Raw genomic sequence first — 19514 nt, 5'->3', positions numbered from 1 at the left:
CGGGAGCGGGCGAGTCGGGATGCCCCGCCGCTCCCACAGGTGCTGCACAGCCCTGAGGCGTCAGATACGGAAACTGCCCACCAGTTGCTTGAGGCGTGCGGCCTGCTGTTCCAGATCGGAGCAGGCGCGCAGGGTGGCCTGCAGGTTTTCCACGCCCTCCTGGTTGAGCGTGTTGATCTCGTTGATGTCCATGTTGATCGACTCCACCACCTGGGTCTGTTCCTCGGTGGCGGTGGCCACCGACTGGTTCATGCCGTCGATCTCGCCAATGCGCTGGGTCACACTGCCCAAGCGCTCGCCGGCCTGGTTGGCGATCTGCACGCCGTCCTGGCTGTGGCGTTGACTCTGGTCCATGGTCTCGACCGACGTGCGGGCGCCGACCTGCAACTCCTCGATCATCCCCTGGACCTGCTGCGCCGATTCCTGGGTACGGTGGGCGAGGTTGCGCACCTCGTCGGCCACCACCGCGAAGCCGCGGCCGGCCTCACCGGCACGGGCGGCCTCGATGGCCGCGTTCAGCGCCAGCAGGTTGGTCTGTTGGGAGATGCTGGTGATGACCTCGAGGATCTGACCGATGTTGACGGTCTTGTCGTTGAGGGCCTCGATATGCGCGCTGGAACTGACGATCAGCGCCGACAGGCGGTTCATCGCCTGGATATTGTGCTCGACCACCTGCTGCCCTTCTTCGGCGAGCAATCGGGCAGAGCTGGCATGTTGCGAGGCTTGTGCGGCATTGCCGGCGATTTCCTGGGCCGCGGCGCCCAGCTCGTTGATGGCGGCGGCGACGCTGTTGGTGCGGTTGGCCTGCTCGTCCGAGTTGAGCATCGAGGAGTTGGAGGCGCTGACCACCCGCAGCGCCACTTCGTTGACCTGCTCGGTGGCCGAGGAGACTTCGCGAATCGAGCTGTGCACCCGTTCGACGAAGCGGTTGAATGCACTGCCGAGCACACCGAACTCATCATGGTTATGGATGTTCAGGCGCTTGGTCAGGTCGCCTTCACCTTCGGCGATGTCCTCCATGGCACGGGTCATGGTGTGCAGCGGTTGCATCAGCACGCGGATCAGCAGGCCGAGCAGGGCGATGATGATGACCACCGCTACCAGCGTGGCAATCACCGCCGAGTTACGGAAGGTGCTGAGCATGCTGAAGGCTTTGTCCTTGTCCACCGACAGGCCGATGTACCAGTTGGCCGAAGGCAGGCCCTGGATGGGCGTGAAGGTGAGCAGGCGCGCCTGGCCGTCGACCTGCACTTCGGTCAACTCGCGGGACAGTTTCGGGGTGTTCTGTGGGAAGGCCTCCGACAGCGATTTCATCACCAGGGCGTTGTCCGGGTGCACCAGGATCTTGCCCTGGTCGTTAACCAGGAGCGCGTAGCCCATGCCGCCGAAGTTCAACGAGTTGATGATCTGTACCAGGCCGTCCAGCGCCAGGTCGCCGCCGACCACGCCGACATCGCTGGAAACCTTGTCGAGGATGCCCATGACCATCTTGTTGGTGGTCATGTCGATGTAGGGTTCGGTGAGGAGAGGGCCGCTGGCGGCCATGCCATCCTTGTACCAGGGGCGTACGCGCGGGTCGTAGCCGTCGGGCATCTTGCTGTCAGGGCGCACGCTGAAGCTGCCGTCGACCTTGCCCAGGTAGACCGTGAGAAAACTGGAGATCAGCGCCTGTTGCCCCATCAGGGTTTCGGCATCGGCCGGATGCTGGGCGATATTCTGCGCAAGGTTTTCCACCAGCCGGATCCGCCCTTCGAACAGGTTGCGGATCGTGGTGGACGTGGACTGGCCCATTTCTGCCAGGTAACTCTCCAGATTGGCGCGAATGGCATTACGCTGGAGATAGTCGTTGTACAACGTGAACAGCGCAAAGGCCAGTATCACGATCAGAGAGGCCGCCAAGAGAATCTTGTGGCTGAAACGAAGGCTTTTGTTCATGACGTCGTCGGGTCCGCTAAGGTTTTATCGGGTCGCTCGCACGAAGCACAGCAGAAAACAGTGCAACAATCCGGTGAGCCTTGGTGGGTTGTGTCCTGTATTTCGGGTCAATATCGCCTCTGCATATCGGCCGCTTTTAGGCAAAGCTTGAGAAGAGGATGAAATAAGATGTCGGATTCTTCGCAAATCGTTGTAGGTGCCGGTCTAGAGGGCTTGCCAGTCGGCCAGGCCATGCGCTTGGCCAACCGCCATGGACTGGTCGCCGGAGCGACCGGCACCGGCAAGACCGTGACCCTGCAGCGTCTGGCCGAGGTGTTCAGCGACGCGGGTGTGGCGGTGTTCGCGGCAGACGTGAAAGGAGACCTGTGTGGCCTGGGGGCGGCGGGTTCGCCCCAGGGCAAGGTGGCCGAACGCATTGCCGGGATGCCGTGGCTCGCCCACCAGCCCAAGGCCTACCCGGTGAGCCTGTGGGACATCGCCGGGCAGAGTGGTCATCCGTTGCGCACTACCCTCAGCGAAATGGGCCCGTTGCTGCTGGGCAACCTGCTTGAACTGACCGACAGCCAGCAGGCGGCGCTCTATGCGGCGTTCAAGGTTGCCGACCGCGAGGGGCTGTTGCTGCTCGACCTGAAAGACCTCAAGGCGCTGCTTGGCCATCTGAAGGACAACCCACAGCTGCTGGGCGAGGACAGCGCGCTGATGACCACCGCTTCGACCCAAGCCTTGCAGCGGCGCCTGGCCACGCTGGAACAGCAGGGGGCCGAGGCGTTGTTCGGTGAGCCGGCGCTGCAACTGGAGGATCTGCTGCGGGTCGATAGCGATGGCCGCGGGCGCATCCACCTGCTTGACGCCAGCCGCCTGGTGCACGAGGCGCCAAAGGTCTATGCGACCTTCCTCCTGTGGCTGCTGGCCGAGCTGTTCGAGCAACTGCCGGAGCGCGGCGACGCCGACAAGCCGGTGCTTGCGCTGTTCTTCGACGAAGCGCACCTGCTGTTCAACGGGACCCCCAAGGCCCTGCAGGATCGTCTGGAGCAGGTGGTGAGGCTTATCCGTTCGAAGGGTGTGGGGGTGTACTTCGTTACCCAGTCCCCGGGCGACCTGCCCGATGCCGTACTGGCGCAGCTGGGCTTGCGCATCCAGCACGGGCTGCGGGCCTTCACTGCCAAGGAGCAGAAGTCGCTCAGGGCCGTGGCCGACGGTTTTCGTCCCAATCCTGCCTTCGATACCCTGACGGTGCTCACCGAACTGGGGATCGGCGAGGCGCTGGTGGGTACTTTGCAGGACAAGGGGACACCAGAGGTCGTCCAGCGCGTGCTGGTGGCGCCGCCGCAATCGCGTATCGGCCCGCTCACCACGGCGGAGCGCAGTGCACTGATCGCGCAGTCGCCCCTGGCAGGACGTTATGACAAGCCGATCGACCGTGAGTCGGCCTATGAATTGCTGACCCAGCGCAAGGGCGAGCCGGTGGAGCCGGCGCCTCAGCCCAAGGCTGACGCAGACAGCCTGGCGGACAAGGCGGGTGAATTCTTGCAGAGTGCGGCAGGGCAGGCGATCAAGTCGGCGGTGCGCCAGGCCGCCAATCAGTTGGGCAGGCAGCTGGTGCGAGGCTTGATGGGATCTTTGCTGGGAGGCAAGAAGCGCTGAGTTTCCCCAGGGCATGAAAAAGGCGCCGTCGCGGGCGCCTTTTTCAATGCTGCAGGTGTCAGCCGATCGCTTTGGAGGCGAGCCAGAACAGGCCAGCCGCCAGGCCCATCGAGGCTGGCAGGGTCAGTACCCAGGCCAGCAGGATGGTCTTCACCGTGCCGCCTTGCAGGCCGCTCTTATTGGCGACCATGGTCCCGGCAACACCCGACGACAGTACGTGGGTGGTCGAGACCGGCAGGCTGAACACGTTGGCCATACCGATGGCGCAAGCTGCGGTGATCTGTGCCGACATGCCCTGGGCGTAGGTCATGCCCTGCTTGCCGATCTTCTCGCCAACGGTCAGTACCACACGCTTCCAGCCGACCATGGTGCCCAGGCCCAAGGCCAGGGCGACGGCGACGATCACCCAGAACGGGGCGTATTCGGTGGTTGCGGTGAGGTCCTTGCGCAGTTTTTCCAGGTCGGCCTTCTCGCGGCTATCCAGTCCTGGCAGTTTTCCGACCTTTTTCGCGGTGTCGTCCAGGCACAGCAGGTAGCGACGGACTTCCACACGCTGTTCGGCGTTCAGGTCACGGTAGTCGGTCACGCCCTGGAGCGAGGTCTGCAGCGCGGCAATGGTTGGCTCGGTCTGTTGCGGGTTGCAACTGAACTGCTCCGGCAGGTCGTTCGACTTGGCCTTGCCCAACGCCAGGAACTCGCCAAGCGTGGCGGCATTGCGCTGGTAGAACTGGCTCATGTGCAGGGTGGCGTCGCGGGTGCGCTCGATCTGGTAGGTGGTGCTGTTCAGGTCGAGAACGAACTTGGCCGGGACGATACCGATCAGCACCAGCATGATCAGGCCAATGCCTTTCTGGCCGTCGTTGGAGCCGTGCACGAAGCTCACGCCCATGGCCGAGATCACCAGCACCAGGCGGTTCCAGAAGGGTGGGTGCTTCTTGTCGTCGAGCTTGCGGCGCTGGTCCGGGGTCTTGTGCATCTTCGACAGCGGGCGCCACCATTTCAGGCCAATCAGCACCAGTGCGGCAACGGCGAAGCCGGCCATGGGCGAGACCACCAGCGACATGGCGATGTCGATCGCTTTCTGCCAGTTCACGCCGTCACCCAGCGGGATGTCGCTGAGCAGTGCGTTGGCCAGGCCAACGCCGAGAATCGAGCCGATCAGGGTGTGCGAGCTGGATGCCGGGATACCGAAATACCAGGTTCCCAGGTTCCAGGTGATGGCGGCGGCGAGCAGGGAGAAGACCATGGCCAGGCCATGCCCGGTGTTCACGTTGATCAGCAGCTCGACCGGCAGCAGGTGCACGATGGCATAGGCCACCCCGACACCGCCGAGCAGAACCCCGAGGAAGTTGAACACACCCGAGAAGAACACGGCCAGGTGCGGCGGCATGGCTTTGGTATAGATGACGGTGGCTACCGCGTTGGCGGTGTCATGAAAGCCATTGATGAACTCGAATGCGAGCACGAAGGTGAGGGCGAGCACCAGGCTCACGGCTACCCAGGCATCCAGTCCGCTGAATAAATCGATCATGAAGGTTTTCTGGCGGTCGTAGGGGGGCCGGATTATGCCAGAAAACCATGGCAATCGATGCACCCGTGACAGACAGATGGCAGCTTTTCTAAAGCCGCCATGCCGGTTCGACGGTAGGAAGCAAAGCGAAATCGACGAATAAAAAACCGTTAACTTCGTTGAAATGCAGCGAATACGCGATCAATCGAAGGGCTTTGCAGGATTCAAACGATTGTATGAAATTTGTGTAATTCCATTTCATCATCGTCGATTGCAGAAAAAGCGCACGGCGCCATGGCGTTCAGCGCCATGGCGCATTGCGATCACGCCCTGAGCTCAAGGCTCTTCGGGGCGCCGTTCCTTTTCCATCTTCTCCAGTTCCTCGGAGAAGGCTTGGTCAAGGAGGCTGGCACGTTTGCGCCAGGGTTTGCGTTCCGGTTCCGGTTGGGCAGCATAAGTGGTGACTTCACCACCATAAACATCCTTGTAACGTTCTGCCTGGCGCTCGAGTTCAGCGCGCAGTTCATCTTTCGTCACAGTATCGACCTGATAAATTGAAGAGGTTCTCGGTACGGGGCTGTAACACGCGGTGCGCGTGGATCCATTTCCCAGCGTGCATACAGACCCGAGCGCCGAATTATAACCGTCGAATCACCAATGGCCACGGCCTTTACTCGAGCCTGATCGTGCAATGGGAAGTTGACCCGTTGTACTTGGGAAGTTGGAGGCGACGTACCGAGTAAAGTTCGGATAAACAGTGCAGAAATGAAAACGGCCTCGCTGGTAAGCGAGGCCGCTGCCTTTAGTCTTCTACGGTGGGTACCTGACCAGTCTCTCCAAAGAAGCCACAAGGGCATGAGAAAGGTATAAGCAAACGTGTCGGCGGTCAATTGCGATTATCGGCCGCTTGTTCGATAATCGCACGAAGCGCCGTTTTTTTTGAGGTCTGCCGATGAACGATGAAACCAACGCTTCCACGCCCAGCGATCCGCAGCGTGCCGTCTCGCCTTCCCTGGCACCGCCGATCGTCGCATCGCCGGCCAAGCGCATTCAGGCGTTCACCGGCGACCCCGACTTCATGACCTCTCTGGCCCGGGGGCTGGCGGTGATCCAGGCCTTCCAGGAGCGCAAGCGCCACCTGACCATTGCCCAGATCAGCCACCGCACGGAAATCCCCCGCGCCGCAGTGCGTCGTTGTCTGCACACCTTGATCAAACTCGGTTACGCCACTTCCGACGGACGTACCTATTCGTTGCTGCCCAAGGTGCTGACGCTGGGGCATGCCTACCTCTCCTCGACGCCGCTGGCCGTCTCGGCCCAGCCGTATCTGGACCGTATCAGCGAGCAACTGCACGAAGCGGCGAACATGGCGACCCTCGAAGGCGACGACATTCTCTACATCGCCCGCTCGGCGACGGTGGAGCGTCTGATTTCGGTCGACCTGTCGGTGGGTGGCCGCCTACCGGCCTATTGCACCTCCATGGGCCGAATCCTCCTGGCGGCACTGGACGACACCAGCCTGCGCGAGTACTTCGAGCGCGCCGATCTCAAGGCTCGAACCAGCCGCACCTTGCATGATCCCGAGTCGCTGTTCGCCTGTATCCAACAGGTGCGCGCCCAGGGCTGGTGTGTGGTCGACCAGGAGCTGGAGCAGGGGTTGCGCTCGATCGCCGTGCCGATCTATGACGCTTCAGGGCAAGTGCTGGCAGCACTGAATGTCAGCACCCACGTCGGACGGGTGACGCGCAACGAACTGGAACAGCGCTTCTTGCCCATACTGTTGTCGGCCAGCCGCGATCTTTGCCATCAGTTGTTCGGTTGAGCGTCTGGGATGGCGCGCCGCCGCAATAGGTGGACAACCGGTAGAACTATTCTTGTGCGATAAACGCACAATGTCGTTCCTCGTGAATTGCGCCCGCCGCAGGTGCTGATTAATGTTTCTCGCAACGGTCGGCGCTGCCGACCGGACAATAACAACACGAGACAAGCCCATGACCACTGTCCCCTCGCTGCCTTGCGCAGTTACATCGTTACCCAGCTGATTTCAACGCCCGTACCGGTTTCTTTAGCCCTGCGCCTTATTGGTCGCAGCGGTGTACCTGCGCCCATCTTCTGGATAACAACAATGAACAAACCGCAAACTGCTGTCGGCAACTGCCTCGATGTACAGTCGTTCATCAACGACCAGCCGCTGTCCCGCTATCAATGGCGGGTGGTGATCCTGTGCTTCCTGATTGTCTTCCTCGATGGCCTGGACACCGCAGCGATGGGGTTCATCGCTCCGGCGCTGTCCCAGGAGTGGGGGATCGACCGTGCCAGCCTGGGCCCGGTAATGAGCGCCGCACTGATTGGCATGGTCTTCGGTGCACTGGGTTCCGGGCCGCTGGCAGACCGCTTCGGTCGCAAGGGCGTGCTGGTCGGCGCGGTACTGGTGTTCGGCGGTTTCAGCCTGGCCTCGGCGTACGCCAGCAATGTCGATCAACTGCTGGTGCTGCGTTTCCTGACAGGCCTCGGCCTGGGCGCTGGCATGCCCAATGCCACGACCCTGCTGTCCGAATACACTCCGGAGCGCTTGAAGTCGCTGCTGGTGACCAGCATGTTCTGCGGCTTCAACCTGGGCATGGCCGGTGGTGGCTTCATCTCTGCCAAGCTGATCCCAGCCTACGGCTGGCACAGTCTGCTGGTGCTGGGCGGTGTGCTGCCGTTGCTGCTGGCGGTGGTGCTGCTGGTGTGGTTGCCGGAGTCGGCGCGTTTTCTGGTGGTGCGCAATCGTGGCACCGACAAGGTGCGCAAGACGCTTGCCCCGATCGCTCCGGCCGTGGTTGCCCAGGCCGCGAGCTTCAGCGTACCGGAGCAGAAGGCCGTGGCTGCGCGCAACGTCTTCGCGGTCATTTTCTCTGGCACTTATGGCCTGGGCACGGTGCTGCTATGGCTGACCTACTTCATGGGCCTGGTGATCGTCTACCTGCTGACCAGTTGGCTGCCGACGCTGATGCGCGACAGTGGCGCCAGCCTTGAAACAGCAGCCTTCATCGGTGCGCTGTTCCAGTTCGGCGGCGTACTCAGTGCCGTGGCGGTGGGCTGGGCGATGGACCGCTTCAATCCGCACAAGGTCATCGGCATTTTCTACCTGCTGGCCGGGGTGTTTGCCTACGCGGTGGGTCAAAGCCTGGGCAACATCACGTTGCTCGCCATTCTGGTGCTGGTCGCGGGGATGTGCGTGAACGGAGCACAGTCGGCGATGCCGTCGCTGGCAGCGCGCTTCTATCCGACCCAGGGGCGTGCCACGGGGGTGTCGTGGATGCTGGGCATTGGCCGTTTCGGCGCGATTCTCGGAGCCTGGAGCGGTGCGACGCTGCTGGGGCTGGGCTGGACCTTCGAGCAGGTGCTGACCGCGCTCCTGGTGCCGGCGGCGCTGGCGACCGTCGGGGTTATCGTCAAAGGCTTGGTGAGTCACGCTGACGCCACCTGATCGAGCTGGGTGGTGGCCTTTTCGCGGGCAAGCCCGCTCCCACAGGGATGGACTGCCCCCAAGAAGTTGGACACAAATCCAACCCTTGGGGGCAGTCCAGGGATTGGGCTGGCCTTTAGGTTTTGAGCAAGACAGTTGCTCCCTCGTGGGAGCGGGCTTGCCCGCGAAAAGGTCGCCACCAGTGCTCATCGGTAACGTATTCAAACCGTTCGATAACCGCACAAAAGGTCGATTATCGGATTGTTTCCCCACCCCGGGTCTCCTTAATCTGAGCCCATCGCAGCGACGCTGCACTCAAACCCGACTCAGCCTGACCAGGAGTCTCCAATGGCAGCAATCCTCTCGCTTCATGATGCCGTGAAGCAGTTCGTCCACGACGGCGACAGCGTTGCCCTCGAAGGTTTCACCCACCTGATTCCGACCGCCGCCGGTCACGAAATCATCCGCCAGGGCAAACGCGACCTCACGCTGGTGCGCATGACCCCGGACCTGATCTACGACCAACTGATCGGTGCCGGTTGTGCGCGCAAACTGATCTTCTCGTGGGGCGGCAACCCGGGGGTCGGCTCGCTGCATCGCCTGCGCGACGCCGTGGAGAAACAATGGCCGCACGCGATCGAGATCGAAGAGCACAGCCATGCCGACCTGGCCAACGCCTACGTTGCCGGCGCCTCCGGCCTGCCGTTCGCGGTATTGCGTGCCTACGCCGGCTCCGACCTGCCCAAGGTCAACCCGCTGATCAAGTCGGTCACTTGCCCTTTCACGGGCGAAGTGCTGGCTGCCGTGCCTTCGGTTCGCCCGGATGTCACCGTGATCCACGCGCAGAAAGCCGACCGCAAGGGCAACGTGCTGCTGTGGGGCATCCTCGGGGTGCAGAAGGAAGCGGCCTTGGCCGCCAAGCGCTGCATCGTCACAGTCGAGGAAATCGTCGACGACCTGCAAGCGCCGATGAACGCCTGCGTACTGCCGACCTGGGCGCTCAGCGCAGTGTGCCTGGTACCGGGCGGCGCGCATCCGTCCTACGCCCATGGCTACTACGAGCGTGACAACCGCTTCTACCAGGCCTGGGACCCGATCGCACGCAACCGCGAATCCTTCACGGCCTGGATCGACACCTACATCCGCGGTACCACCGACTTCACCGAATTCAAGCGCAAGCTGGAGGCTGAACGATGAGCTACTCCACCTCCGAAATGATGACCGTGGCCGCGGCCCGTCGCCTGCGTAACGGCGCCGTCTGCTTCGTGGGGATCGGCCTGCCGTCCAAGGCCGCCAACCTGGCGCGCCTGACCTCGTCGCCCGACGTGGTGCTGATCTATGAGTCTGGCCCGATCGGTGCCAAACCGAGTGTGTTGCCGCTGTCGATCGGCGATGGCGAGTTGGCTGAGACCGCTGACACCGTGGTGCCGACCGGCGAGATCTTCCGCTATTGGCTGCAGGGCGGTCGTATCGATGTGGGCTTCCTCGGCGCCGCCCAGGTCGACCGCTTCGGCAACATCAACACCACCGTGGTCGGTGATTACCACGCGCCCAAGACTCGCCTGCCGGGCGCGGGCGGTGCGCCAGAGATCGCAGGCTCCGCCAAGCAGGTGCTGATCATTCTGAAGCAGTCGCCGCGCGCTTTCGTCGACAAGCTCGACTTCATCACCTCGGTCGGGCACGGCGAGGGCGGCGATTCGCGCAAGCGCCTGGGTCTGCCCGGCGAGGGGCCGGTGGGCATCATCACCGACCTGTGCATCATGGAGCCGGAAGTCGGCACCCACGAATTCGTCGTTACCTCGATCCATCCGGGCGTGACCCGCGAACAGATCGTCGCCGCCACCGGCTGGGCGATTCGCTTTGCCGATGACGTGCAGGCCACCGCCGAGCCGAGCGAGACAGAATTGACCGCCCTGCGTGATCTTGAAGCCCGTACTGCAGCAGCCCATGGCCAGAGCGCAGGAGAAGCCTGATGCGTGACGTATTCATCTGCGACGCGATCCGTACCCCGATTGGCCGTTTCGGTGGCGCCTTGGCTGGTGTGCGCGCCGACGACCTGGCGGCGGTGCCGCTCAAGGCGCTGGTCGAGCGCAACCCGCAGGTTCGCTGGGATCAGCTCGACGAAGTGTTTCTCGGCTGCGCCAACCAGGCCGGCGAGGATAACCGCAACGTCGCGCGCATGGCGCTGCTGCTGGCTGGCCTGCCCGAGAGCATTCCCGGCGTGACCCTCAACCGCCTCTGCGCCTCGGGCATGGATGCGGTCGGCACGGCGTTTCGCGCCATCGCCAGTGGCGAGATGGAGCTGGCCATCGCTGGTGGCGTCGAGTCGATGTCGCGCGCGCCGTTCGTGATGGGCAAGGCCGAGAGTGGCTACTCGCGCAACATGAAGCTCGAAGACACCACCATCGGCTGGCGCTTTATCAACCCGTTGATGAAGGCTCAGTACGGTGTCGATGCCATGCCTGAGACTGCCGACAACGTTGCCGACGATCACCGGGTCTCGCGTGCCGACCAGGATGCCTTCGCCCTGCGCAGCCAGCAGAAGGCCGCCGCCGCGCAGGCAGCAGGTTTCTTCGCCGAGGAGATCGTGCCGGTGCGTATCGTCCACAAAAAGGGCGAAACCCTGGTCGAGCAGGATGAACACCTGCGCCCGGACACCACCCTGGAAGCGCTGGCCAGGCTCAAGCCGGTCAATGGCGCGGACAAGACCGTCACTGCTGGCAATGCGTCGGGTGTGAACGATGGCGCCGCGGCGCTGATCCTGGCATCGGCCGATGCGGTGAAGAAACACGGTCTGACCCCACGTGCCCGTGTCCTGGGTATGGCCAGTGCCGGCGTGGCGCCGCGGGTGATGGGTATAGGCCCCGTGCCTGCTGTGCGCAAGCTCACCGAGCGCCTGGGTATCGCCGTGGCTGATTTCGATGTGATCGAACTCAACGAAGCCTTTGCCAGCCAGGGCCTGGCGGTGCTGCGCGAGCTGGGCGTGGCGGACGATGCGCCTCAGGTCAATCCCAATGGCGGAGCGATCGCCCTGGGGCATCCGTTGGGCATGAGCGGCGCGCGGCTGGTGCTGACGGCGCTGCACCAACTGGAAAAGAGCGGCGGGCGCAAGGGCCTGGCAACCATGTGTGTCGGCGTGGGGCAGGGGTTGGCGCTGGCCATCGAGCGGGTTTGACCTGTGCCGTCCTCTTCGTGTGCAAGCCGCTCACGCCATCCTGTGGGAGCGGGCTTGCCCGCGAAGAGGCCGGACCTGCAAGACATAAGGCTAATGGTCAGCCCCCAAGCGGAACGAGAGTGTTACCGGGTATGTCTAGAATTGATGGTAACCCTCGAGGAGTAAGCACGCCATGACCGCAATCCATTACACGGGCGAAGAGCGCAAAAGCCGTATCTTCGCCATCGTCGGGGCTTCTTCCGGCAACCTGGTGGAGTGGTTCGACTTCTATGTCTATGCCTTCTGCGCCATTTACTTCGCTCCGGCGTTCTTCCCCTCCGACGACCCCACGGTGCAGTTGCTCAACACGGCCGGGGTGTTCGCCGCAGGCTTTCTGATGCGCCCCATCGGTGGCTGGATTTTCGGCCGCCTGGCCGACCGTCACGGGCGCAAGAACTCGTTGATGATCTCGGTGTTGATGATGTGCGCAGGCTCGTTGCTGATCGCCTGCCTGCCGACCTATTCGAGCATCGGTACCTGGGCTCCGGCACTGCTGCTGTTTGCGCGGCTGGTCCAGGGCCTGTCGGTCGGCGGTGAGTACGGCACCACCGCGACCTACATGAGTGAGGTGGCCCTGCGCGGCCAGCGTGGATTCTTCGCCTCGTTCCAGTACGTCACCCTGATCGGTGGCCAGTTGCTGGCGGTGCTGGTGGTGGTGATCCTGCAGCAATTGCTCACTGAAGAAGAACTGCGCGCCTGGGGCTGGCGCATTCCGTTCGTGGTCGGCGCCGTCGCCGCGCTGATTTCGCTGATGCTGCGCCGATCGCTGAAAGAGACCAGCAGTGCCGAGACTCGCCAGGATAAAGATGCCGGCAGCGTCAGTGGCCTGTTCCGCAACCACGCCGCAGCCTTCATCACGGTGCTGGGCTATACCGCTGGCGGTTCGTTGATCTTCTACACCTTCACCACCTACATGCAGAAGTACCTGGTCAACACGGCCGGCATGAACGCCAAGAGCGCCAGCTTCGTGATGACTGGCGCGCTGTTCCTGTTCATGATCCTGCAGCCACTGTTCGGCATGTTGTCCGACCGTATCGGCCGACGTAACTCGATGCTGTTGTTCGGCGCGCTGGGCACTCTGTTCACCGTGCCGTTGCTGATGGCGCTCAAGACCGTGACCAGCCCGTTCATGGCCTTCGTGCTGGTGACCCTCGCGCTGTGCATCGTCAGTTTCTATACCTCCATCAGCGGCCTGGTGAAGGCCGAGATGTTCCCACCTCAGGTGCGTGCCTTGGGTGTGGGCCTGGCCTATGCCGTGGCCAACGCGGTCTTCGGCGGTTCGGCCGAATACGTCGCCCTGGGCTTGAAGACGCTGGGGATGGAGAACACTTTCTACTGGTACGTGACCGCCATGATGGCGGTGGCCTTCCTGTTCAGCCTGCGCCTGCCCAAGCAGGCGGCGTACCTGCACCATGATCACTAAGGACGTTGCATGAGCAACCAACTGTTCGATGCCTACTTCACCGCCCCGGCCATGCGCGAGGTGTTCAGCGACCATGGCCGCCTGCAGGGCATGCTCGACTTCGAGGCTGCCCTGGCGCGCGCCGAGGCTGACGCAGGGCTGGTGCCGCACACCGCGGTGGCAGCCATCGAGGCGGCATGCAAGGCCGAGCGCTATGACGTGCAAGCGCTGGCGCAGGCCATTGCGGTGGCTGGCAACTCGGCGATCCCGCTGGTCAAGGCACTGGGCAAGGTGGTTGCCAGTGGCGTGCCGGAGGCCGAGCGTTATGTGCACCTGGGGGCTACCAGCCAGGATGCGATGGACACTGGCCTGGTTCTGCAACTGCGTGATGCCCTGGGGTTGATCGAGGCAGATCTGGAAAAGCTCGCCGACACCCTCGCACGCCAGGCTTTGCTGCATGCCGACACGCCGCTGGTGGGGCGCACCTGGCTGCAGCACGCCACGCCTGTGACGCTGGGCATGAAGCTGGCCGGTATGCTCGGGGCGTTGACCCGTCACCGCCAGCGCTTGCAGGAGCTGCGTCCGCGCCTGTTGTGCCTGCAATTCGGGGGGGCCTCTGGCAGCCTTGCGGCGCTGGGCAGCAAGGCATTGGCGGTGGCCGAGGCGCTGGCGGCACAACTTGGCCTCGCCTTGCCCGAGCAGCCCTGGCACACCCAGCGCGACCGCCTGGTGGAGTTCGCCTCGGTGCTGGGCCTGATTGCCGGCAGCCTGGGCAAATTCGGTCGCGATATCAGCCTGTTGATGCAGACCGAGGCTGGCGAGGTGTTCGAGCCTGCGGCGCCGGGCAAGGGCGGCTCTTCGACCATGCCGCACAAGCGCAACCCTGTGGGTGCAGCGGTGCTGATCGGCGCCGCGACCCGCGTGCCGGGGCTGCTGTCGACGCTGTTCGCCGCCATGCCCCAGGAGCACGAGCGTAGCCTGGGCCTGTGGCATGCCGAATGGGAGACCCTGCCAGACATCTGCTGCCTGGTCTCCGGCGCCCTGCGCCAGGCACAACTGATCGCCGAGGGCATCGAGGTGGACGCCGAGCGCATGCGCCGCAACCTTGAACTGACTCAAGGCCTGGTGCTGGCCGAAGCGGTGAGCATCGTGCTGGCCCAGCGCCTGGGGCGCGACAAGGCCCATCACCTGCTGGAGCAATGCTGCCAGCGCGCGGTGGCCGAACAGCGCCACCTGCGTGCCGTGCTCGGCGACGAGCCACAGGTCACCGAACAGCTGTCTGGCGAAGCGCTCGACCAGTTGCTCGACCCTGCCCATTACCTCGGCCAGGCCCGCGTCTGGGTGGCGCGTGCTGTGGCCGAACATCAACGTTTCACTGCTTGAAGGAGACCGCTGTGGCGCATTTGCAACTGGCCGATGGCGTATTGAACTACCAACTCGAAGGCCCCGAGCACGCCCCCGTGCTTGTGCTGTCCAACTCGCTGGGCACCAACCTGCACATGTGGGATACCCAGATGCCGCTGTGGACCGAACACTTTCGAGTACTGCGCTACGACACGCGCGGTCATGGCGATTCGCTGGTCACCGAAGGGCCGTACAGCATCGAACAACTGGGGCGTGATGTGCTGGCGCTGCTGGATGCTCTGCAGATCGAGCGCGCGCATTTCTGTGGGTTGTCGATGGGCGGCCTGATCGGTCAGTGGCTCGGCATCAATGCAGGTGAGCGTTTGCAGCGTCTGGTGGTGTGCAACACGGCGGCGAAGATCGGATCGCCTGAAACCTGGAATCCGCGCATCGAAATGGTCTTGCGCGACGGCGCCGAGGCCATGCGTGGGTTGCGTGATGCGTCCATCGAGCGCTGGTTCACCCCGGCGTGGTCGAGCGAGCACGCGGATCAGGTCAAGCGCATCACCGACATGCTCGCAACCACTTCGCCACAGGGCTATGCCGCCAACTGCGGAGCGGTGCGCGATGCCGATTTCCGCGAGCAGTTGGGAGCGATCAGCGCGCCGCTGCTGGTGATTTCCGGGGAGGCCGACGCGGTAACGCCGCCCTCGGGTGGCCTGTACATCCAAGAGCATGTGGCAGGCGCCGAGTACACCGGCTTCCTGGCTGCGCACCTGTCCAATGTCGAGGTCGGCGAGCCGTTCAGCCGTCGCGTGCTCGATTTCCTGTTGGCCCGCTGAGGAGTACGCCATGGATGAGAAACAACGTTACGACGCTGGCATGCAGGTGCGTCGTGCGGTGCTGGGCGATGCCCATGTGGACCGCAGCCTGGAGAAACTCAACGACTTCAATGGCGAGTTCCAGGAGATGATCACGCGCCACGCCTGGGGCGATATCTGGACCCGTCCGGGGTTGCCACGCCACACCCGCAGCCTGATTACCATCGCCATGTTGATTGGCATGAACCGCAACGAGGAACTCAAGTTGCACCTGCGCGCGGCGGCCAACAATGGCGTGACCCGTGAAGAGATCAAGGAAGTGATCATGCAGAGCGCGATCTATTGCGGGATCCCGGCGGCCAATGCGACCTTCCACCTGGCCGAGTCGGTGTGGGATGAGCTTGGGGTCGAGTCGCGGGCCTAGGCCATAGCTCCCCACTGAATTCTTCGCGGGCAAGCCCGCGAAGAATTCAGCACTGTTCCAGCGTCTACACCGCCGCCTTCTTCCCGCGCACCGCTACCGGCCCGGCGTTGGCTTCCACCTGCTGCCTCAGACCGGCACACAGCCCAAGCATGAACGCCAGTTCTGCAACCACGAACAGTGGCCCGATGATCAAGCCGCTGACATCGTCGACGAAGGCGGGTTTTCTGCCCTCGTAGGCATGCCCGACGAACTGGATGATCCAGCCCAGCACGAAGGCCCCGAGCCCGGCACTCAGCCACAGCCCAGTGCTTTGCAGCGCCAGCCATTCGCCTGCCCACAGGCACAGCCCCAGCAACACGCCCATCACCAGCCCGAAGCGCAGGTCCAGGCGCAGGTAGAACCACACCGACGCTGCCGCCACCAGCAGCGCTGGCGACAGCCAGATGCCGGCAACAGGCCAGCCGGGTCGTGACAGCAGGATGCTGACCGCCAGCACGATCAGCGGAATGCCGACGAAGTGCGTGGCGATGTTGCGCGGGTCGCGATGATAGGCCGCGTATTGACTCAGGTGTTCGACGAGGTTTTTCATTGTTGTTCCTCCATCAGGGGTAGCGACAGCTTGCCCCGTTCATCCGCCGTCGTCTGTCGCCTGGCCGACAGAGTCCGTTCAGAAGAGGTGTCATGGACAACCCCCAAGCCTGGCGTGCGCAGTTGAGCCACGGCCAGTGGTTTCGGCAGTTGCCCGCTCAGGTTCAGGATAGCCTGCTGGCATTGGCGCGCTCACGTGAGCTGGCGGCCGGACAGTGCCTGTTCCAGCGTGGTGATCCGCCCTGCGGTTTGTATGCGGTGCTGGAGGGTGCCATGCGCGTCGGCGCGGTCAGCCGTGAGGGCAAGGAAGCGCTGTTGACGTTGGTCGAGCCGCCTTACTGGTTCGGCGAGATCAGCTTGTTCGACGGCCAGCCACGCACCCACGATGCCTTTGCCGAAGGTGTCACGCAGCTGTTGTGGATCCCTCAGGCAGCGCTGCTCGACTGGTTGGCGCAGCATCCGCAGCACTGGCGCGACCTGGCGTTGCTGATGAGCCACAAGCTGCGCTGGGTGTTCGTCGCGCTTGAGCAGCAGCACTTGCTGGCCGCGGGGCCGCGTGTGGCCCATCGGCTGTTGCAGATCGCCGAAGGCTATGGCGAGCGCGATGTTGCCCAATGGCGCCTGCAATTGTCGCAGGAGCAATTGGCGCTGATGCTGTCCCTGTCGCGCCAGACCATCAACCAGATCCTCAAGGCGCTGGAGCAGGCGGGGGTGGTGCAACTGGGCTATGGCGAAGTGCTGATCCTCGATGCGCCGAGGCTGCGGGAGATGGCCGCGCATCCAGGCTGACCAAGGTATCGATCATCGCCCGTGCTGCCGGTGACAGGCGATAGCCGCTGCGGCTGATCACCCCGCAACGCACGCTCAGCACTTCCAGCCCCGGCGGCAGGTTGCGCCAGTGCAGGCGTACCAGGCGCCCCGCGGCCAGGTCCTCGGCCACGGCTTCCTCGCTGGCGCTGCCGAGGGTATCGCTGGCCAGCACCACGCTGCGCAGCACTGCCAGGTGTTCGGTCTGCAGGTGTGGGATGAAGTCGCTGCGTCCGCTGAGATTGGCCAGGCGCTTGCGTACACCGGGGGTGAGCAGGGCGCTGGCCAGGGGGTAGGCGAACAGATCGTTGGTCGACAGGCTGTCCTTGGCCAGCAGCGGATGGCCGGGGCGGCAGAAGAACAGGCCCGGGCGCGGGTTGAGGGGCTCGGTGTGGAAGTTGGGGTCGGCCTCGAAGGGGCGGATATCGTCGACGAAAAACTCGATCTGCTCGCGGCGCAGGGCCTGGCCCAGACGTTCGGCATTGTCCACCAGCAGCTCGGTGCGAATCCCCGGATGCTGTGTGATGAACTGCTGCAGGGCGTCGGGTACCAGTCGTGCAGCCAGGGCTGGGCCGCTGCCGAAATGCAGTTCGCCGGCGTCGAGCTTGGTCATCTGCAGCACGTCGTTGCTCAGTTGTGCGGCCCCCTGAACCAGGCGCCGGGCATGTTGCAGCACCACCTGGCCTTCGGGGGTCGGTTGCAGCGCCTTGTTGCCGCGATCGACCAGGGCGCAGCCGAACTCCTGCTCCAGGCCCTGGATGGCGCGACTGAACGCGGGCTGGGTAATGCCCATGGCTTCGGCAGCGCGGACGAAGCTGCGGTACTCGGTGAGGGCGATGAAATAGCGCAGTTGGCGAAGGTCCATATCGAGATTCTGCGGAGTAGAGAGGGCTCGTTTTAGACCTTGTTGCTTATTCCGTCAACGATGGTTTAGTTAGTTGTTTAGCTGATTTTGTTATTTAGAAGGGCGGGTAAGCCCGCCCTCAAGCGCGGCGCGACTTTCACAACAGGCTGAACGGATAACTCACGATCAGCCTGTTCTCGTCGAAGGCGTTGGTGCTGAAATCCCTGCGCATGGTGGAGTTGCGCCATTTCACCGACAGGTCCTTGAACGTACCGGACTGGATCACGTACGCCAGTTCGCTCTCGCGCGCCCACTCCTTGCCATCGGTGATGCTGCCGACATGCACGTTGTCGCCCTTGATGTAGCGGTTCATCAGGGTCAGGCCGGGGATGCCGACGGTGGCGAAGTTGAAATCGTGGCGCAGTTGCCAGGAGCGCTCCTTGGCATTCTCGAAGCTGGCGTTGTAGCTGTCGTTGGCCAGGGTGCCGCCGCTGGTGCCGTTGACTCGCATCCACTCGTCATCGCCGCCGACCTTCTGCAGGCCGACATAGAACGTGTGACCCTGATAGCGCGCCGAAAGCATGGCCGAGGCGGTGCGGTTGTCCAGCTTGCCGGCACGCTCGGCGCCGTCTTCCTTGCCGATGAAGTAGCCCAGGTTCGCCCCCAGGGTCCAGTCGCCCAAGGGCTGGCTGTGCACCAGGTTGAAGTACTGCTGGCGGTAGATATCCTTGAGCTGGGCGTCCCACACGCCGACCAGGGTGCGCTTGTCGTTGAAGCTGTACTCACCCCCTGCAAAGTTGAAGCGGTCGGAGGTGAAGCCCGGGCGGCTGAACAGCGCCATGTCCTCCATGCTCGCGTCGTTGCGCGGGCTGTTGCCACGGAACTGGCCGGCGTACAGGGTCAGCCCGGTGATCTCCCTGGAGGTGATCTGGCCGCCGCGGAAGGTCTGCGGCAGCGAACGACCATCGTCAGAGCGCAGGATCGGCAGTACCGGCATCCATTCGCCGACCTTGAGCTCGGTCTGTGAAATCCTGGCCTTGAGCGCGACACCCAGGCGGCCGAAGTCGTCGGCGGGGCGACCATCGTCGTGCACTGGCAGCAGCTGCGTGCCGGCCGTCCCCTTGCCGCCATCGAGCTTGACCGAATACAGCCCCAGCACATCGACGCCAAAGCCGACGGTGCCCTGGGTGAACCCGGAACGGGCGTCGAGGATGAAGCTTTGCGTCCATTCCTCGGCCTTGCCCTGGGCCTTGGCGGGGTCGACGAAGTTGCGATTGATGTAGAAGTTGCGCAGGTTGAGGGTGGCCTTGGCGTCTTCCACGAAGCCGCCGTCGGCGGCGAGGGCGGGGAGGACGCAGGACATGGCCAGAAGGCCCGGCAGCAGGGGGCGTGCGGGTTGCAGAATGCTCATCTGTCGTGGATCTCTTGTTTTTATGGGCGAGTCGGAGCGCTGCGGCCGGAGGCTGCAGGTCGACGCTTTATTGATGAACTTGTGCAACGTTGCGTGGAGGATGGTGCGTGATCGGAGCT

17 protein-coding genes are annotated in these 19514 nt (G+C 63.5%); 11 read left to right on the top strand and 6 right to left on the bottom strand.

Features of this window, described 5'->3' with window-relative positions; translation table 11 throughout:
* Positions 1–60 precede the first annotated feature (60 nt).
* Complete coding sequence (locus ACNFHO_RS07880) at positions 61–1935, bottom strand: methyl-accepting chemotaxis protein (protein ID WP_416765860.1); 1875 nt, start codon at positions 1933–1935, stop codon at positions 61–63.
* A 168-nt stretch (positions 1936–2103) separates the two neighbouring features.
* Between ACNFHO_RS07880 and ACNFHO_RS07875 the strand changes: the two genes are divergently transcribed.
* The gene (locus tag ACNFHO_RS07875) at positions 2104–3579 is read left to right on the top strand and encodes a helicase HerA-like domain-containing protein (RefSeq protein WP_416765858.1); all 1476 of its coding nucleotides are present in this window, start codon (positions 2104–2106) and stop codon (positions 3577–3579) included.
* A 58-nt stretch (positions 3580–3637) separates the two neighbouring features.
* Here ACNFHO_RS07875 and ACNFHO_RS07870 read toward each other — a convergent pair whose 3' ends face one another.
* The gene (locus ACNFHO_RS07870) at positions 3638–5110 is read right to left on the bottom strand and encodes an inorganic phosphate transporter (protein WP_054893788.1); all 1473 of its coding nucleotides are present in this window, start codon (positions 5108–5110) and stop codon (positions 3638–3640) included.
* A gap of 315 nt (positions 5111–5425) precedes the next feature.
* Entirely contained in the window at positions 5426–5626 is a 201-nt protein-coding gene (locus ACNFHO_RS07865) for a hypothetical protein (protein ID WP_081255307.1), read from the bottom strand.
* 415 nt (positions 5627–6041) lie between these two features.
* Here ACNFHO_RS07865 and pcaR point away from each other — a divergent pair, with 415 nt between their 5' ends.
* The 9 genes from pcaR to pcaC all read left to right on the top strand — a co-directional run bounded on the left by pcaR (position 6042) and on the right by pcaC (position 15745).
* Positions 6042–6911, top strand: a complete 870-nt coding sequence (gene pcaR, locus ACNFHO_RS07860) for a pca regulon transcriptional regulator PcaR (RefSeq protein ID WP_054893786.1) — start codon at positions 6042–6044, stop codon at positions 6909–6911.
* A 303-nt stretch (positions 6912–7214) separates the two neighbouring features.
* Positions 7215–8561: an MFS transporter gene (locus ACNFHO_RS07855; protein ID WP_063545964.1), complete on the top strand. Its 1347-nt coding sequence runs from the start codon at positions 7215–7217 to the stop codon at positions 8559–8561.
* Between the two features lie 327 nt (positions 8562–8888).
* Positions 8889–9737 (top strand): CoA transferase subunit A, encoded by an 849-nt coding sequence (locus ACNFHO_RS07850; RefSeq protein ID WP_416765856.1) that lies wholly within the window; start codon positions 8889–8891, stop codon positions 9735–9737.
* Complete coding sequence (locus ACNFHO_RS07845; RefSeq protein WP_054893783.1) at positions 9734–10513, top strand: CoA-transferase subunit beta; 780 nt, start codon at positions 9734–9736, stop codon at positions 10511–10513. Before ACNFHO_RS07850 ends, ACNFHO_RS07845 begins: the two co-directional genes overlap by 4 nt.
* On the top strand, positions 10510–11715 hold the full coding sequence (gene pcaF / locus ACNFHO_RS07840; RefSeq protein ID WP_172964853.1) for a 3-oxoadipyl-CoA thiolase: 1206 nt from the start codon (positions 10510–10512) through the stop codon (positions 11713–11715). Before ACNFHO_RS07845 ends, pcaF begins: the two co-directional genes overlap by 4 nt.
* A gap of 172 nt (positions 11716–11887) precedes the next feature.
* Positions 11888–13177: an MFS family transporter gene (locus tag ACNFHO_RS07835; RefSeq protein ID WP_054893781.1), complete on the top strand. Its 1290-nt coding sequence runs from the start codon at positions 11888–11890 to the stop codon at positions 13175–13177.
* A gap of 9 nt (positions 13178–13186) precedes the next feature.
* Positions 13187–14539: a 3-carboxy-cis,cis-muconate cycloisomerase gene (locus ACNFHO_RS07830; protein ID WP_416765854.1), complete on the top strand. Its 1353-nt coding sequence runs from the start codon at positions 13187–13189 to the stop codon at positions 14537–14539.
* Positions 14540–14550: 11 nt separating this feature from the next.
* A complete protein-coding gene (gene pcaD, locus ACNFHO_RS07825) occupies positions 14551–15342 on the top strand; it encodes a 3-oxoadipate enol-lactonase (protein ID WP_416765853.1) in 792 nt (263 codons plus the stop codon).
* A 10-nt stretch (positions 15343–15352) separates the two neighbouring features.
* Complete coding sequence (pcaC, locus tag ACNFHO_RS07820) at positions 15353–15745, top strand: 4-carboxymuconolactone decarboxylase (protein ID WP_112899050.1); 393 nt, start codon at positions 15353–15355, stop codon at positions 15743–15745.
* A gap of 64 nt (positions 15746–15809) precedes the next feature.
* Here pcaC and ACNFHO_RS07815 read toward each other — a convergent pair whose 3' ends face one another.
* Positions 15810–16334 carry a DUF962 domain-containing protein gene (locus ACNFHO_RS07815; RefSeq protein WP_054894504.1) on the bottom strand — a complete coding sequence of 175 codons (525 nt, stop codon included), beginning with the start codon at positions 16332–16334 and terminating at the stop codon, positions 15810–15812.
* Between the two features lie 92 nt (positions 16335–16426).
* On the opposite strand from ACNFHO_RS07815, the gene ACNFHO_RS07810 reads away from it, so the two are divergent.
* Positions 16427–17122: a Crp/Fnr family transcriptional regulator gene (locus tag ACNFHO_RS07810; RefSeq protein ID WP_054894503.1), complete on the top strand. Its 696-nt coding sequence runs from the start codon at positions 16427–16429 to the stop codon at positions 17120–17122.
* Here ACNFHO_RS07810 and ACNFHO_RS07805 read toward each other — a convergent pair.
* Together ACNFHO_RS07805 and ACNFHO_RS07800 are read right to left on the bottom strand one after the other, a co-directional pair.
* On the bottom strand, positions 17022–18005 hold the full coding sequence (locus tag ACNFHO_RS07805; protein WP_112899049.1) for a LysR family transcriptional regulator: 984 nt from the start codon (positions 18003–18005) through the stop codon (positions 17022–17024). The genes ACNFHO_RS07810 and ACNFHO_RS07805 overlap by 101 nt on opposite strands.
* Positions 18006–18141: 136 nt before the next feature.
* On the bottom strand, positions 18142–19395 hold the full coding sequence (locus ACNFHO_RS07800) for an OprD family porin (protein ID WP_414154182.1): 1254 nt from the start codon (positions 19393–19395) through the stop codon (positions 18142–18144).
* Positions 19396–19514 lie beyond the last annotated feature (119 nt).

Origin of the sequence: Pseudomonas sp. NY15374, assembly GCF_048068255.1 — a bacterium.
GTDB classification, from domain to species: domain Bacteria; phylum Pseudomonadota; class Gammaproteobacteria; order Pseudomonadales; family Pseudomonadaceae; genus Aquipseudomonas; species Aquipseudomonas machongensis.
Note: the sequence above shows the minus strand (reverse complement) of the source record. Positions and strands in the feature narration are given on the sequence as shown.